At 61.7% G+C, this 15,261-nt stretch carries 13 protein-coding genes; 4 read left to right on the forward strand and 9 right to left on the reverse strand.

What is annotated here, in order from left to right; translation table 11 throughout:
* Positions 1-210: 210 nt before the first annotated feature.
* From pepN to AB7M23_RS22595, 6 genes are read right to left on the reverse strand one after another with little or no spacing between them, the layout of a single operon-like run.
* The gene (gene pepN / locus AB7M23_RS22570) at positions 211-2,868 is read right to left on the reverse strand and encodes an aminopeptidase N (RefSeq protein ID WP_454242080.1); all 2,658 of its coding nucleotides are present in this window, start codon (positions 2,866-2,868) and stop codon (positions 211-213) included.
* Between the two features lie 12 nt (positions 2,869-2,880).
* Positions 2,881-3,711 carry a DUF2797 domain-containing protein gene (locus tag AB7M23_RS22575; protein ID WP_454242081.1) on the reverse strand — a complete coding sequence of 277 codons (831 nt, stop codon included), beginning with the start codon at positions 3,709-3,711 and terminating at the stop codon, positions 2,881-2,883.
* Positions 3,708-3,968 carry a YeaC family protein gene (locus AB7M23_RS22580; protein WP_065758578.1) on the reverse strand — a complete coding sequence of 87 codons (261 nt, stop codon included), beginning with the start codon at positions 3,966-3,968 and terminating at the stop codon, positions 3,708-3,710. The genes AB7M23_RS22575 and AB7M23_RS22580 overlap by 4 nt, the downstream gene beginning before the upstream one ends.
* 14 nt (positions 3,969-3,982) lie before the next feature.
* Positions 3,983-4,852: a rhomboid family intramembrane serine protease gene (locus tag AB7M23_RS22585; protein WP_454242211.1), complete on the reverse strand. Its 870-nt coding sequence runs from the start codon at positions 4,850-4,852 to the stop codon at positions 3,983-3,985.
* Between the two features lie 5 nt (positions 4,853-4,857).
* Positions 4,858-5,829: a metallophosphoesterase gene (locus AB7M23_RS22590; RefSeq protein WP_065758577.1), complete on the reverse strand. Its 972-nt coding sequence runs from the start codon at positions 5,827-5,829 to the stop codon at positions 4,858-4,860.
* Positions 5,829-6,719: an NAD(+) kinase gene (locus AB7M23_RS22595; protein WP_102053349.1), complete on the reverse strand. Its 891-nt coding sequence runs from the start codon at positions 6,717-6,719 to the stop codon at positions 5,829-5,831. The genes AB7M23_RS22590 and AB7M23_RS22595 overlap by 1 nt, the downstream gene beginning before the upstream one ends.
* 135 nt (positions 6,720-6,854) lie before the next feature.
* On the opposite strand from AB7M23_RS22595, the gene AB7M23_RS22600 reads away from it, so the two are divergent.
* Complete coding sequence (locus AB7M23_RS22600; protein WP_454242082.1) at positions 6,855-7,799, forward strand: DUF1853 family protein; 945 nt, start codon at positions 6,855-6,857, stop codon at positions 7,797-7,799.
* A gap of 19 nt (positions 7,800-7,818) precedes the next feature.
* On the opposite strand, the gene AB7M23_RS22605 is transcribed toward AB7M23_RS22600, so the two are convergent.
* Positions 7,819-9,105 carry an arsenic transporter gene (locus AB7M23_RS22605; RefSeq protein ID WP_454242083.1) on the reverse strand — a complete coding sequence of 429 codons (1,287 nt, stop codon included), beginning with the start codon at positions 9,103-9,105 and terminating at the stop codon, positions 7,819-7,821.
* A gap of 177 nt (positions 9,106-9,282) precedes the next feature.
* Here AB7M23_RS22605 and AB7M23_RS22610 point away from each other — a divergent pair, with 177 nt between their 5' ends.
* Positions 9,283-9,831, forward strand: a complete 549-nt coding sequence (locus tag AB7M23_RS22610) for a cytochrome b (RefSeq protein ID WP_454242084.1) — start codon at positions 9,283-9,285, stop codon at positions 9,829-9,831.
* Here the strand turns inward: AB7M23_RS22610 and AB7M23_RS22615 are convergent.
* Positions 9,828-10,724 (reverse strand): 1-aminocyclopropane-1-carboxylate deaminase/D-cysteine desulfhydrase, encoded by an 897-nt coding sequence (locus tag AB7M23_RS22615; RefSeq protein ID WP_454242085.1) that lies wholly within the window; start codon positions 10,722-10,724, stop codon positions 9,828-9,830. The two genes, AB7M23_RS22610 and AB7M23_RS22615, sit on opposite strands and share 4 nt — an antisense overlap.
* A 64-nt stretch (positions 10,725-10,788) precedes the next feature.
* On the reverse strand, positions 10,789-12,825 hold the full coding sequence (locus AB7M23_RS22620) for an oxidoreductase (RefSeq protein ID WP_454242086.1): 2,037 nt from the start codon (positions 12,823-12,825) through the stop codon (positions 10,789-10,791).
* A gap of 192 nt (positions 12,826-13,017) precedes the next feature.
* Between AB7M23_RS22620 and AB7M23_RS22625 the strand changes: the two genes are divergently transcribed.
* Together AB7M23_RS22625 and AB7M23_RS22630 are read left to right on the forward strand one after the other, a co-directional pair.
* Positions 13,018-14,136: a carbon-nitrogen hydrolase family protein gene (locus AB7M23_RS22625; protein WP_454242087.1), complete on the forward strand. Its 1,119-nt coding sequence runs from the start codon at positions 13,018-13,020 to the stop codon at positions 14,134-14,136.
* 4 nt (positions 14,137-14,140) lie between these two features.
* Positions 14,141-15,181: an AraC family transcriptional regulator gene (locus AB7M23_RS22630; protein WP_454242088.1), complete on the forward strand. Its 1,041-nt coding sequence runs from the start codon at positions 14,141-14,143 to the stop codon at positions 15,179-15,181.
* Positions 15,182-15,261 lie beyond the last annotated feature (80 nt).

Genomic DNA, 15,261 nt, shown 5'->3' on the forward strand with positions numbered 1-15,261 from the left:
AGCTGAGAACCATCCTATCGGGGTTTAGAAAGGGCTGACAACGAACAAGACGTTATCTTTTGTTAAGCGCGGGAAAGGAGGCTGCGGGCGCGTGGCGCCTGCATCGTTGGCAAGCCAACGCCCACAGGGCCTTGTGTAGCCCTGTGGGCGCCAACTTGCCGGCGACGGCATCAGCGAAAGCAGACGCCGACAAGCGTGTGAAAAACCCGATCAAACCAGGCTTTTGCTGACCACTTCATAGACATCACTGGACAGCGCGCCGGAGGCAAGAATGCGCTCCAGCTCACTCTTCATCAGCGCCTGACGCGCAGCGTCGTACTTGCGCCAGCGAGTCAGCGGTGCCAGTTGCCGCGAGGCAATCTGCGGGTTGAGCGCATTGAGCTCAATCACCAGGTCCGCCAGGAAGCGGTAGCCGGAACCGTCTGCCGCATGGAAGTTGACCAGGTTCTGCCCGGCAAACGCACCAATAAGGGCGCGCACCTTGTTCGGATTCTTCATCGTGAAGGCCGGATGCTGCATCAGTGCTTTGACTCGCGCCAAACCGCCCGGCAAGGTGCTGGCCGCCTGGACGCTGAACCACTGGTCCATCACCAACGGATTGTCCTTGAAGTGGTCGGCGAATGTCTCCAGCGCCTTGGCCCGCTCGGCCTCGAACGACGAGTTGACCAACACGGCCAGCGCGGTCAAACGCTCCGTCATGTTGTCACACGCGTCGAACTGCTCCAGGGTCGCTTCCAGCACCTGTGGCTTGCCACTGAGCATCAGGTAGGACAACACGATGTTCTGCAGGCTGCGACGGGCAAAATGCTCGGCTTCGGCCACATACGCGGTCGTGCGCGACACCGCGCGATTGGCTTGGTAACGGGCCCACAGTGCGTCGAACAACTGCTCGGACAGTTGTTTGCGGGCGAATTCGCGGGCCGCATGGATAGCATCGACATCCGCCACTTCACTGATTTCAGTGAGGTAGGCCTCGCTGGGCAGCGAAAGCATTTCAGCGACCATCGCCTGATCCAGTTGATCATTGCTCAGGACGCTGCACAGTGCAGTTACCAGGCGCGGGTCGAGTACCAGCTTGGCGCCCTGTTTGTACTGTTCGATCAGCTCTTGCAGGACCTGCACCGACAACTGCTGGCCGGCTTCCCAACGGTTGAAGCCGTCGCTGTCATGCTGCATCAGGAACATCAATTGGTCGCGGTCATAGGGGAAGCTCAGCTTGACCGGTGCGCTGAAGCCACGCAGCAATGACGGCAGTGGCTTAGCCGCCACATCGACAAAGGTGAAGGTTTGTTCAGCCTCGGTCACTGACAGTACGCGGGTGGTGCCCTCGGCCGCCGCCTCACCGAGCAGACGCAGTGGCAAGTCATTGCCCTGGGCATCGAGCAGGCCCAGCTCTACAGGAATGACGAAGGGCTGCTTTTCCTGTTTGTCCGGGGTTTGTGGATAACTCTGCCGGAAGGTCAGGCTGTAGGTCTGCGCGGCGCTGTCATAGGCATCGCTGACCGCCAGGCGTGGCGTGCCAGCCTGGCTGTACCAGCGTTTGAACTGGCTCAGGTCGACGCCATTGGCGTCTTCCATGGCCTTGATGAAGTCGTCACAGGTGACCGCCTGGCCGTCATGACGCTCAAAGTAAAGGTCACTGCCCTTGCGGAAGCCTTCAGCACCCAACAGAGTACGCACCATGCGCACCACTTCCGAGCCCTTCTCATACACGGTCAGGGTGTAGAAGTTGGAAATTTCGATGAAGCTGTCCGGGCGCACGGCGTGGGCCATGGGGCCGGCATCTTCGGCAAACTGGTGGGTACGCAGGTAGGCCACGTCTTCGATACGTTTGACCGTACGCGAGTTCATGTCAGCCGAGAACTCGGCATCGCGGAACACCGTGAAGCCTTCCTTGAGCGACAACTGGAACCAGTCACGGCAGGTCACGCGGTTGCCCGACCAGTTGTGGAAGTATTCGTGGGCGACCACCGCCTCGACACGCTGGTGCGCAGCGTCGGTGGCGGTTTCGGCGCGGGCCAGTACGCAACTGGAGTTGAAGATGTTCAGGCCCTTGTTTTCCATGGCGCCCATGTTGAAGTCGTTGACCGCAACGATCATGAAGATGTCCAGGTCGTACTCACGCCCATAGACCTCTTCATCCCAGCGCATGGACTTCTTCAGGCTGGTCATGGCGTGCTGGCACTTGTCGATGTTTTCCGGCTCGACATAGATACGCAGGGTAACGTCACGCCCCGACTGGCGGGTGAACGTGTCTTCGACACACCACAGGTCGCCCGCCACCAGCGCAAACAGGTAGGCCGGTTTCATGAACGGGTCTTCCCAGGTCGCCCAATGCCGGCCGTCTTCGCCAGGCCCGGTGGCGATCGGGTTACCGTTGGACAGCAGCACCGGGTAGCGATGCTGCTCGGCACTCACCGTAGTGGTGAATTTGCTCATGACGTCCGGACGGTCGAGGTAATAGGTGATCTTGCGAAAGCCCTCGGCTTCGCACTGGGTGCAGAACATGCCGCTCGACTTGTACAGGCCTTCCAGCGCGGTGTTGCTTTCCGGATGGATCTTGACCGTGGTGTCGAGGGTGAAGCTGGCCGCCGTTGGCTGCAGGGTCAGGTGACTGTCGCTCAGCTCATACTCGGTAGCGCTCAGTTCGCGGTCGTCGAGCTGTACCGACAGCAGTTCCAGCTGCTGGCCATCCAGCACCAACGGTGGCAAGCCAGCGCCCCGCGCCGGGTTGCGGCGCATGACCAACTGCGCGTGGACCAATGTGTGGTCCTCGAACAACTCGAAGGTCAGGTGGGTCTCGTCGATCAGGTATTCGGGAGCCTGATAGTCCTTGAGGTAAATCACTTGCGGCTGTTCGGTACGCATGTGGCGATCCTTTTACTGATGCACGGCGAGTTGATAGGCCGTGTATTTGCGAATATTGATCACGCCGGTGTCGAAGATCAGGTACTGGCCCTTGATGCCCAGCAGCGTGCCTTCAGCCACGGGATTCTTGTCCAGGTTGAAGCTGACGATCTTGCTCGGATAGGCCTCGACCGGATAGCGAATGTCGACGGTTTGAGCATCTGACAACGGCTGAATGGCCTGCAGGCCAAAGCGTGCGTGCAGTGCCTGGAGGCCCTCGGCACACTGCTCGAACAGTTGATCGCGCACGGCGACCAGGTCCACCGCCTCGGCATCGCCCTTGAGCAACGCACGCCAGTTGGTGCGGTCCGGTACATGGGCGCGGAACAGGTCCTCGACCAACCCTGACTGTTGCCGCGTGGCCACACGCATGATCGGCAGCGCCTGGCTGGCCCCCTGATCGAGCCAGCGGGTGGGCAACTGGCTGGCTCGGGTGATGCCGACCTTGAGCCCGGACGAGTTGGCCAGGTAGACGATATGATCCGTCATGCAGAACTGTTCGCCCCAGGCCGGCTCGCGGCAGGTGCCCTGGTCATAGTGACACTTCTCCGGGGCCATGATGCAGACGTCGCACTGGGCCAGCTTGCTCATACAGGGGTAACAGTAACCCTGGCTGAAACTGGTCTTGGTCTTGCGCCCGCAATGGATGCAGTGAATTGCCCCCAGGTACTCGAGGCGCACGGTGGTTCCCAACAAGGGATTGACCGGTACTTCGCTGTCGCCAAGACGAAACGCGTACTGAACCAGGGGCGTCTCAAGACGCGCCGACATTTTGCTGATGGATCCGCGACCGAGCTCGATCAATGGAGCGCATCCGACTTGAACAGAATGTTCGGCACCGGTGCCGACTTCGACGCGCATTCCTGCGGGCCCATGTAGCCGGTGCGCTGCTCTTCCGGCAGGTTCTGCATTTCCCAGGCAATGACGGCCTGCAACGACAGTTCTTTCTGCTCGGCGGTGAGCTTGCGCCCGTCGGACCATTTACCGATTTCCACGGCGAGCTTCAGGCTCTCGTAGATTTCCGGGGTAATGTTTTCGATCATTTGCGAAAAAGTGGACATAGCGTCTCCCAAAATCAAGTCGTCAGTTTACGCCGGGCCAGCGCCCCGCCCAAGAGCCCGCTCAGACAACCGACCAATAACCCACCGACATGGGCGGCGTTGGCGATCTGGCCGAAGCCGAGCAAACTGACAAGGCCGGACAGGCACAGCAACAGCCAGATCAACATCATGACCAACACCCCCCGCGGCATGCGATAGAGCGGGTTGGGCGCGAGCCACTGGTACAACCAGATATACCCCAGCAGGCCGTAAAGCACCCCGGACAAACCGCCAAACAGGCTCGGCCCGCCGAACAGGTACTGCGCAGCGTTGGACACCACGCCAAACAACAGCGTCAGGCCGAGCATGACCCAAGCGCCCTGGCGCCACTCGATACGGCGGCCCAGCTCCCAAAACCACATACCGTTCATGGCCAGGTGCAATAGGCCGAAATGCACCAGCATCGGTGTTGCCAGGCGCCACCATTGGCCAGCGGCCAGGCTCTCGGCCAGCGGCGTGAAGTACAGGTAGTCACCGTGTACGGTGAAATCGAGAAACGTCAGCCAGCTCAAGGTCGAGAGGTTGTCACCCAGGCCGGTCAAGCCCGCCACCATCAGGCACAGCAGCAAGATCGCCGTTGTCGCCTTGCTCGCGCGAAGCTGATCGACAAAGCCGGGCCGTGCCGGTTCACTGTTCGGTAGCGGCTCGGCGGCCAACTCAGCATTGCCTTCAGGGAAGCGCTGATACAACGCCAGCACCTCGCCCGCCAGCGGCTCGCTGACCCATAACACCTGCTCGCCGCCCTCCTCACTGACTCGGTGAGGCACCTGCAGGCGCCTCAGCAGGCCGATGAACCCGCTCAGGTCGATGCTCAACGGCAAGCGCAGCACCTCGACCACATTCACCACGCTCATGCATTGGCCTCCGGCCGCTCGACATCGACCCAGACGAACTTGTGCGGATCGAGCCGGGTTTCATTGTCCAGCCGATAGGCCACCAGTTTGCCGTACAGTACGGCGCTGTAGTCCAGGCAAGCCAGGTTGGGGCGAATCGGCGCGGGTTTGCCGCTGCGCCAGTAATGGCCGACGAACAGCATAGGCTCGTCCTCACCGTAACGCAGCAGGTTACTTTTCTGCGTATGGGTCAGTGGCGTGCTGGCAACCTGCTCGGGCAAGGCGTCGGGTTGGAAAACGATGTCGCCGTAGGTCTGCGGGTCTTCTTCCCAGAACTTGGTCCGGAAAAATGCTCGGGTCAGGCCGTCACCACCGGTCAGGGTCAAGCCGCCCGGCAAGCGCATGTCGGTACCCCGCAACAGGCGATTGCATACGACAGAAGCAAAGCTGTCGGACACCGCCGACGCCTGGACAAAACGCTCGTCGATACAACCGTTCGGACGCTCCTGGCGCAGCGGCTCGATCAGGTTGGCGTCCCAACAGGCGTGAACCAGGCGGAAACGCCCGGCATCGAGGAACAACGGCAGCTCATAGAACCAACCGAGGAAATCGTGCCAGTCACCAGGATGCTGGGCGAACTGGGTGAGTGTTGCGTCAATCAGGTGGGCATGACGTGGGGTGTGTTCACGCACATAGGTCTTGCCACTGCCCGGCAAGGCCGGCGTGCTCCAGCCCAGCGCGCTGAATTCGTGGTTGCCCATGATGCAACGGGCCTGACCGGCCTCGACCATGTCATGAACAAGGTGCAGCGCCTCGCGGATCCGTGGCCCACGGTCAATGATGTCGCCCAGAAACAGTGCCTGACGCTGCGAATGCCGCCAGACACCTCCCAGGCGTCTGTAGCCAAGGGTTTCCAGCAGGTGTTCAAGGGTTTGGGCGCACCCATGTACATCACCGATCAGATCGTAACTGCGCGCGGGATCGAGCATCAGTCGCCTCCACCGCCCAAACGGCTGCCCCAGCCGAGCTTGGTTCTGCACACCTCGTAGTAATTGTGGTCCAGCGGGTGAATCAAGCGCAGCTTTTGCGGCTTTTTGTTCACCGTGATGGTGTCGCCCGGGGCGCAGGTAAAGTGGTTCTGGCCGTCACAGGAAACCTGCGGGTAAATCTGCAGGTCCTTGGACACGACGATCTTCAGCTCGCTGTTGCCGTCGACCACGATCGGTCGCCCGGACAGCGTGTGCGGGTACATCGGCACAATGACGATAGCGTCGAGTTTGGGGTGCATGATCGGCCCGCCCGCCGACAGCGCATAGGCGGTCGAGCCGGTCGGGGTGGCCACGATCAGGCCGTCGGCCTTCTGGCTGCAGACAAACTGGCCATCGATGTAGATCTCGAACTCGATCATGCGTGTCGACTTACCCGGATGCAGCACCACGTCGTTCAGCGCATCGCCCTGGCCAATGGCCTCGCCATGCCGACGGACTTCGGCCTGAAGCAGGAAGCGGTTTTCCACCAGGTAATGGCCATCAAGCACTTCAGCGACCTTCACCTCCAGCTCATCGGGCCGGATATCGGTGAGAAAACCCAGGCTGCCGCGGTTGATCCCCAATACCGGAATGTTGTGACGGGCCAAGGCCCGGGCAGCACCCAGCAGACTGCCATCGCCACCGACCACGATGACCATGTCGCAGACTTCGCCAAGCAGCTTGCGCGACGAAGTTTGCAGGCCATGCCCTGGCAGCACTTCGGCGATGGTGTCCTCAAGGATGACGTGCAGATGCCGCGCCAACAGGAATTTTTTCAGTCGGCGAATGGTATCGAGTACCTGGGAACTGCCAAGGCGACCGATGATACCGATATTGCGAAATTGCTCCATGGGGCTCCTGCAAGGCTCTGCGGCGGGTGAAATGGCCAGTGGGCGAAAGACACCGATTATGGGCGAAAGCGCTGTGCAGCGGCAAACGCTGGCGTTTTTTCGCACTGCAGCGGGCATCAGGGCTATGCTCGCAGAATGAACCCATTTCCTGACCTGACCGACCTGCCCCGCCAACTGCGCCAAGCGCAAGTGCGTGATCTGGCCTGGGTCATCCTGGCCCCGCCCATGCTCAGCGCCACGCCTTGGCCTCAACGCCATCCGCTGCAGGGCAGTGACTGGGTACAACAACCGACGCACCTGAGCCAATGGCTGCAGCGCCTGGACCAGGACAGCAGCGCGCTGCTGCTCTGGCTGGCACAGGCCGCCAACCGCCGACTGGGCCTGTACTACGAACGCCTTTGGCAGTTTGCCCTGCATCACGCACCCGGGATCGAACTACTGGCTGCCAATCTGCCGATCCGTGACGGTGGGCACACGCTGGGCGAACTGGATATCCTCCTGCGTGACCGCGACGGGGTACATCACCTGGAGTTGGCGATCAAACTCTACCTGGGACCACAGGCAGGCGACGGCAGCGATCCGGCGCAGTGGCTTGGCCCCGGCTGTCATGACCGCCTTGATCTTAAACTGGCCCATCTGGCCCAGCACCAGCTTCCCATCTCGGCCCGTGCCGAAAGCCGCGAGGCCTTGGCGGCGCTGGACATCGCGCAGCTCAGCGCACACTTATGGCTGGGCGGTTACCTGCTCTACCCGTGGCCGGGTCATGCCGTATCGCCACGCGGGGCCCACCCCGAGCACCTCAAGGGGCGCTGGCTGCACCAACGCGACTGGCCGGCTTTCTTTGCGCAGAGCCCGACCGGCCGCTGGCAACACCTGCCGCGCCATGCCTGGCTGGCACCGGCGCGCTACCCGACTGAACAGACCTGGACGGCTGAGCACCTGCAGGCCTGGCTAAGCGCCCTCGATCCACTGGCCCCTGCGCAACTCATGGTAAGGCTGGTGGAAACCGGGCCCGGCGCTTGGGAGGAAGCCGAGCGCGTGTTTCTGGTGGCGGATACCTGGCCGAATCTGCCCGGCTGAGACACACCCTTGGCGCCGTCTAGACAACCGTCAAACGTAGTGCCAGCGCCATCAGGGTGAGTAGCAGCACCGGCACGGTGAGCACGATGCCGACCTTGAAGTAGTACCCCCAGCCAATGTGCACCCCTTTACGCTCCAGCACATGCAGCCAGAGCAGGGTCGCCAGGCTGCCGATCGGGGTAATTTTCGGCCCCAGGTCACTGCCAATCACGTTGGCATAGACCATCGCTTCCTTGACGACCCCAGTGGCCTGGCTGGCGTCGATGGACAAGGCGCCAATCAGTACGGTCGGCAAGTTGTTCATGATCGACGACAGGACGGCGCTGAGCAGCCCGGTGCCAAGTGCCGCCCCCCAGACACCGGAGCGGGCGAACGTGTCGAGCCACGTGGCCAGTTGCCCGGTCAACCCGGCATTACGCAAGCCATACACCACCAGGTACATGCCCAGCGAGAAGATCACGATATGCCAAGGGGCTTCCTTGAGGACCTTGCGTGTGGAAATGGTGTGGCCGCGGGCGGCGACCAGCAGCAAGACAGCCGCACACACCGCCGAGATCGCGCTGATGGGAATGCCGAGCGGCTCCAGGGCAAAACACCCCAGCAGCAAGATCAACAACACCAGCCAGCCGGCCACAAAGGTGGCCGGGTCTTGAATCGCATTGCGTGGCCGATCCAGTTGCAACGGATCGTAATCGCGCGGAATGTCACGTCGAAAGAACCACATCAGGATACCCAGGGTGGCCGCCACGCTGACCAGGTTCACCGGCAACATGACGGCGGCATAACGGTTGAAGCCGATGCCGAAGAAATCCGCAGAAACGATGTTCACCAGGTTAGACACGACCAATGGCAAGCTGGCGGTGTCGGCCACGAAGCCCGCAGCCATGACGAATGCCAGAGTTGCCGCTGGCGAGAAACGCAAGGCCAGTAACATGGCAACGACGATAGGTGTAAGGATCAGCGCTGCGCCGTCGTTGGCAAACAGTGCCGACACCAGCGCCCCCAGCAACACGATGTAAGCGAACAGCCGCCGCCCGCTGCCACGCCCCCAACGCGCCACATGCAGGGCCGCCCAGGCGAAGAACCCCGCTGCATCAAGGAGCAGGCTGATGATGATCAGCGCAATGAAGGTACCGGTAGCGTTCCAGATGATCTGCCAGACCACCGGAATATCGCTCCAGTGCACCACACCGCTGATCAGCGCCAACAACGCCCCGAACGTCGCGCTCCAGCCGACACCGAGGCCCTTGGGTTGCCAGATCACCAGGGTGATGGTCAGCAGGAAGATCAATGACGCCATCAGCATGAGACAACAGCCTTGCAGAAAGTAGAGGGGAAAAGACGGCGGATTTTAACGAGTGTTCGTTTGGTCACTAACGAAATTTTGCTGCTATTTCTCCTATGATCTCTGAAACAAACAATTACAGTTAATGCCCAGCGCCAAGCAAGAGCGCGAAATACGACCTGATAACGAGGAGCTCATATGACGCTAACCAACACCCGGGACCGCTACGGCAGTCTATCGATTGCCCTTCACTGGCTGATGCTGATACTGCTGGCAGCGGTGTACGCCTGTATCGAGCTACGGGGTATGTTCCCCAAGGACAGCGCCGAGCGCGCCCTGATGAAAGACCTGCACTTCATGCTCGGCCTGAGTGTCTTTGTGCTGGTCTGGCTGCGCCTGTTGCTGCGCGTCATCAGCCCGACACCCCGTATCGAACCTAACCCACCGGCCTGGCAGCGCGGCCTGGCCACACTGATGCATTGGGCGCTGTACGCGATAATGATCGGCTTGCCTGTGGCCGGCTGGCTGATTCTCAGCGCCAGCGACAAACCGATCCCCTTTTATGGCTTCAACCTGCCCGCCTTGATTGCGCCAGATCCAGACCTGGGCAAGCAGATCAAGGGCTGGCATGAGCTGATTGCCTCGCTGGGCTACTGGCTGATCGGCCTGCACGCCCTGGCTGGGCTGTATCACCACTATGTCAGCCGCGACAACACGCTGCGGCGCATGCTGCCAAAAGGCGACTAAACCAGCCCCCGACGGCCTTGCAGGCCACCGGTGTGCAGGAATATCAGCCGCGTGCCGGGCGCGAAGGCGCCCTGCTCCACCTGCTTGCGCAAGGCGAGCAGGGCTTTCCCCGTGTACAGCGGCTCCAGGGGAAGGCCCGACTGCACTTCGCTCGTCTCAATGAACGCCATCAGCTCTGCATCGACCTTGGCGAAACCTGCGCGGCTGGCGTCGTGCAGCACGTAACCTGCCCGGCCTGCCCCCAGCAGCCCATCGACCTGTGCGGCAACACCGTGGTCCCCGGGCACCGCCAAAGCACCCTGCACCCAGTGCGCGCCTGCTTCAGCCGCCACCAGACCGGCCAATGTGGTACCGGTCCCGACCGCTAACCACCAGCCATCGTAGTCAGGCCAACCCAGTGCCGAAAGCTGACATCGCGCCTGCTCTACAATCTGCGCGCACCCTTTGACCCCCAACGCACCACCGCCACCTTCCGGTACACAATGCCAGCCAGGATAGCGGGCGTGCCAAGGCGCCCAGAAGCCCGGTTCATGCCGCGCCCGATAGCCGCCATAACCCAGCCAGTGCAGCTCCATGCCGAAGGCGCGCAGGTCACGGACCGTCGGTGTGTCCTGCGGATGACCGCGCAGCAACCCGACAGTAGCGAAACCAAAGCGCAGGCCTGCCGCCGCGAGTGCATGAAGGTGATTGGAATGCGCGCCACCGAGGCTGATGACGCCAGGAGCCCCTGCCGCACGGGCCTCACGCAGGTGCTCCAGCAGTTTGAACCACTTGTTGCCGCTGATCAGCGGGTCGATGAGGTCAAGGCGCAGCACAGCCGCTTCAACACCGGCACGGCTCAACCAGGGCAGTGACAGCGGCTGGAGTGGGGCCAAGGGAAGTGAATCGAACATTCCGACAACAAACTCGGTACAGGGCGGGAAGCGCAGTCTAGCGCACCCCGCCGTACCTGCCGCATCAGAGTTCGGCAGCCAGCCGTGAGCCCTGATTGATTGCGCGCTTGGCATCCAGCTCGGCCGCAACATCGGCACCACCGATCAGGTGCACCGACTGACCGGCGGCGTGCAAGCCATCGTACAGCTCACGCAGCGGATCCTGGCCGGCACAGATAACCACGTTATCGACTGGCAGAACCTGCGGCTCGCCCTCGCCAATACGGATATGCAGCCCTTCATCGTCGATGCTCAGGTATTCGACACTGTTGAGCATCTGCACCTGCTTGTTTTTCAAACCCGTGCGATGAATCCAGCCGGTGGTCTTGCCCAGACCATCACCCACCTTGGATTTCTTGCGCTGCAACAGAAACACCTGACGGGCCGGCGCATGCGGTTGCGGATGTATCCCGGCAACGCCACCACGGGCCTGCAAGGTGGTATCAATGCCCCACTCTTTCCAGAAAGCCTCACGGTCCTGACTGGTCGCTACCCCCTGGTGAACCAGGTACTCGGACACATCAAAGCCGATCCCACCGGCACCGATGACCGCCACGCGCTGGCCTACCGGCTTGCGCGCCAGCAAGACGTCCAGATAGCTCAACACCTTAGGGTGCCCGATACCGGGAATAGCCGGCAGACGCGGTGCGATACCGGTAGCGAGAATGACCTCATCGTAGCCGCCCTTGAGCAGTTGCTCGACACTCATGCGCTGCTCAAGGCAAACCTCGACACCGGTGGTCTGCAGCTTGCGCTTGAAGTAGCGCAGGGTCTCATAGAACTCTTCCTTGCCCGGCACACGCTTGGCCACATTGAACTGGCCGCCAATTTCACTGGCCGAGTCGAACAGGGTGACCTGATGCCCCCGCTCTGCAGCCACCGTGGCAGCCGCCAGGCCCGCCGGACCTGCACCGACCACCGCAATTTTCTTCAACAGGCGGGTCGGCAGGTAGTTGAGCTCTGTTTCATGGCAGGCACGCGGGTTGACCAGGCAACTGGTCAGCTTGCCGCCAAAGGTGTGATCCAGGCAGGCCTGGTTGCAGCCAATGCAGGTGTTGATTTCGTCAGCACGACCGGCCGCGGCCTTGTTGACGAACTCCGGGTCCGCCAGGAACGGACGCGCCATGGAGACCATGTCGGCATCGCCCTCAGCGAGGATCTGCTCAGCGATTTCCGGGGTATTGATACGGTTGGTGGTGATCAGCGGAATCTTCACCGAACCGCGCAACTTGGCGGTGACCTTGCTGAAGGCGGCACGCGGCACCTTGGTGGCAATGGTCGGAATACGCGCTTCGTGCCAACCGATACCGGTGTTGATCAGCGTGGCGCCGGCCTGCTCGATGGCTTTGGCCAACTGCACGATTTCGTCCCAATCGCTGCCCCCCTCGATCAGGTCGAGCATCGACAGGCGGAAGATGATGATGAAGTTCGGCCCAACCGCCTCACGCACCCGACGAACGATCTCCACCGCCAGGCGCATGCGGTTCTCGTAACTGCCACCCCAGCGGTCAGTACGATGGTTGGTATGGGCGGCGAGGAACTGGTTAATGAAATAACCTTCCGAGCCCATGATCTCGACGCCATCGTAGTCGGCGCTCTGTGCCAGCGTCGCACAGGTTACGAAGTCCCGGATCTGTTTCTCGATCCCCTCCTCGTCCAGCTCCTTGGGCTTGAACGGGTTGATCGGTGCCTGAATGGCACTGGGTGCGACCTGCTTGGGGCTGTAGGCATAACGCCCGGCATGAAGGATCTGCAGGCAGATCTTGCCACCGGCTTCATGCACCGCCTGAGTCACGATACGGTGCTTCTGGGCTTCCTCCGGCGTGCTCAGCTTGGCCGCACCGGCATACACGCCCCCTTCTTCGTTTGGGCCAATACCGCCGGTCACCATCAGCCCCACCCCACCCCGGGCGCGCTCGGCAAAATAGGCCGCCATGCGCTCAAAACCACCCGGTCTTTCTTCAAGGCCGGTGTGCATCGAGCCCATCAGGGTGCGGTTGCGCAACGTGGTGAACCCCAGGTCCAGCGGAGCCAACAGATGCGGGTATTGGGCAGCGGCCATAACGTACTCCACAACAAGCGTTAATCACGGAATGCAGGCCTCTCACCCGAAGGTGGAACCCGTCAGTTATCTGAGGTCGACATTAAAGAGCTGTTACCCGTCGCTCAATGACCGAAAGTGACAACTTATTGATCCAACCGCGCAGCACGACTACCCTAACGGCTTAAATCCTCAGTCGGCCTTGCCCGCCTCATGCAAAAACTCCTGCTCGGGGCTCTCGCCCTGGTTGTCATCACCATGCTTTGCGGCTACGGGCTATGGACAGAACAACGTCCCGCCGGCCATTACCTGTCCGACCTGCGTGTCGAGCTGACACTGAACCAGGGCATCCCCGCGAACCAGGGCAACCTGCTCGGTATCGAGCCTGAGCTGTTCCCCGGTGACTACCAAAGCCTGCAACGCTTGCACCTGAAGCTGGCGGCTTACTTGCAGCACGCACGTGAGCAGGGCCTGATCAGCCGTAAAACCGTTGTCATCCTGCCCGAACACATCGGCACCTGGCTTTGGGCGCTTGGCGAAAAGAGCGAGATGTACAAGGTCACCCACCTTGATCAGGCCCGGCAGTGGCTGGAGCTGAGCAACCCATTGCGCTATGGGCTGGCGATGCTTGGCGCCACAGGGGATGACCGCCGCGCTGACGCACACTTGCGCATGAAGGCGGCCCAGATGGCGAGCGACTACCAGCAACTGTTCGGCGGCCTGGCACGCGAGTTCGACATCACCCTCGTAGCAGGTTCCATTGTACTGCCCGAGCCGTATGTAGACGGCGGCACTCTGCGGGTGGGCTCAGGTGCCCTGTACAACAGCAGCCTGGTGTTCGCCAATGACGGCTCAATACTGGGCCAACCAGTACGCCAAAAACACCCGGACAACGGCGTACGCCGCTTCATTCATGCCGGCGCACAACCCTTGCAAGTACTCGAGACGCCAGCAGGACGCCTGGGCGTGCTGGTGGGCAGTGACAGCTGGTACCCGGACAACTACCGCCAGCTTGAGCAACAGGCGGTGCAGGTGATCGCCAACCCGGCCTTCATCGGCGTCAAGCATGGCTGGCGCGCGCCCTGGCGTGGCAACCGCCATCAGCCGCTGGCGACACAACTGCCACTCAAACCCGGTGAAGTGAGCGAGGGCGAAGCCTGGCAGCGCCTGATACTTGCTAACAAAGGCCGCGAACAAGCGAGCATGAGCGTGTTCCTGCAGGGGCGCTTCTGGGAAGTCAGCGCCGACGGCGAGGGTTTTGCCAGCCGTAACGGCCAAAACTTTAGTGTCAGCGCCAAACCTGGCGCGCGCCTGCTCAACCTCTGGCTGTAAGACGATGCCTCGTCCACGGGTACGCCTGGGAGATCTTTCGGTAGGGTTCGTACAGAGCCTGGAGGAAACCGTCCGCTACCTAGGCCACGACCCCGCGCCTCTGCTTGCGCACTATGGCCTGGAGCCGGCGCGCCTGGCCGAGCCAGGTGCCCGGCTGTCGATACCGCGCTACATGCACCTGGGCCATGCCGCCATCACCCTCACAGGCAACCCGGCCCTGGGCCTGCATATGGGCCGCCTGAGCCGCCTGAGCCAGACAGGCCTTGCCGGGGTGACCGCAGCCCAGGCGCCCACCGTAGGCGAAGCCGCCCGCACCCTGCTGCGCTTTGAGCCCCTGTATGCCGCCAACTACCGCGGTCAGTCGACGTTTCATGAAGACCCGCAAGGTGCCTGGCTGCGCTTCTACTCGATCAGCCCATACAACGCCTACAACCGCTTCGTGGTCGACTCACTCCTGGCGGGCTGGCTGGCGCAACTGTCGAGCGTGGCGGGCATGCCGCTACACGCCGAACGTATCGATATCGAATTCGAGGCCCCAGCTTATGCCGAGCAGTATCAGGGGTTGTGCCTGACGCCGGTTCATTTTGCTGCCGAGACCAACCAGCTACGCCTGAGCCGTAACCAGTTGGAGTTGCGCAACAGCACACACTGCCCCAGCACCTGGCAGCACCTGTTGCAGTTGTGCGAACTTGAACTGGAACAGCGCACGCGCATTCGCAGCCTCAGCGAGCGCATCGTGCAACTGCTGGGGCCGCTGCTCAGCGGTGGGCATGAGCCGGACCTGGAAGAAATCGCCAACCGTCTGCAGCTTCCGACCTGGACGCTACGACGCAAACTGGCTGAGGAAGGCACGCAGTTCCGAACGATTCTGAACGACACGCGGCGCGACCTGGCGATGGCCTACATCCGCGATACGGAGCTGGCCTTTGGCGAGATCGCCTACCTGTTGGGATTTGCTTCGGCAGAGGCCTTCCAGCGTGCATTCAAGCGTTGGAGCGGGGTTACCCCTGGCGACTTCCGTCGCAGTCAGCGGCGCACCACCTAGAGCTCTGTAGCGTCATCTGCAGGCTCTGGCAGATCGAGTTCGTAGGCGTTGTAGTCGAGAAGCTCTTCTTGATAGTCGTC

The organism is Pseudomonas sp. HLS-6 TE3448, assembly GCF_053629555.1.

Bases quoted from the DNA above. Each gene is read 5' to 3' on its own strand.
- pepN (WP_454242080.1), bottom strand. From the start codon at position 2,868: ATGCGTACCGAACAGCCGCAAGTGATTTACCTCAAGGACTATCAGGCT.
- AB7M23_RS22580 (WP_065758578.1), bottom strand. From the start codon at position 3,968: ATGTCCACTTTTTCGCAAATGATCGAAAACATTACCCCGGAAATCTAC.
- AB7M23_RS22590 (WP_065758577.1), bottom strand. From the start codon at position 5,829: ATGCTCGATCCCGCGCGCAGTTACGATCTGATCGGTGATGTACATGGG.
- AB7M23_RS22595 (WP_102053349.1), bottom strand. From the start codon at position 6,719: ATGGAGCAATTTCGCAATATCGGTATCATCGGTCGCCTTGGCAGTTCC.
- AB7M23_RS22600 (WP_454242082.1), top strand. From the start codon at position 6,855: ATGAACCCATTTCCTGACCTGACCGACCTGCCCCGCCAACTGCGCCAA.
- AB7M23_RS22605 (WP_454242083.1), bottom strand. From the start codon at position 9,105: ATGCTGATGGCGTCATTGATCTTCCTGCTGACCATCACCCTGGTGATC.
- AB7M23_RS22610 (WP_454242084.1), top strand. From the start codon at position 9,283: ATGACGCTAACCAACACCCGGGACCGCTACGGCAGTCTATCGATTGCC.
- AB7M23_RS22615 (WP_454242085.1), bottom strand. From the start codon at position 10,724: ATGTTCGATTCACTTCCCTTGGCCCCACTCCAGCCGCTGTCACTGCCC.
- AB7M23_RS22620 (WP_454242086.1), bottom strand. From the start codon at position 12,825: ATGGCCGCTGCCCAATACCCGCATCTGTTGGCTCCGCTGGACCTGGGG.
- AB7M23_RS22625 (WP_454242087.1), top strand. From the start codon at position 13,018: ATGCAAAAACTCCTGCTCGGGGCTCTCGCCCTGGTTGTCATCACCATG.
- AB7M23_RS22630 (WP_454242088.1), top strand. From the start codon at position 14,141: ATGCCTCGTCCACGGGTACGCCTGGGAGATCTTTCGGTAGGGTTCGTA.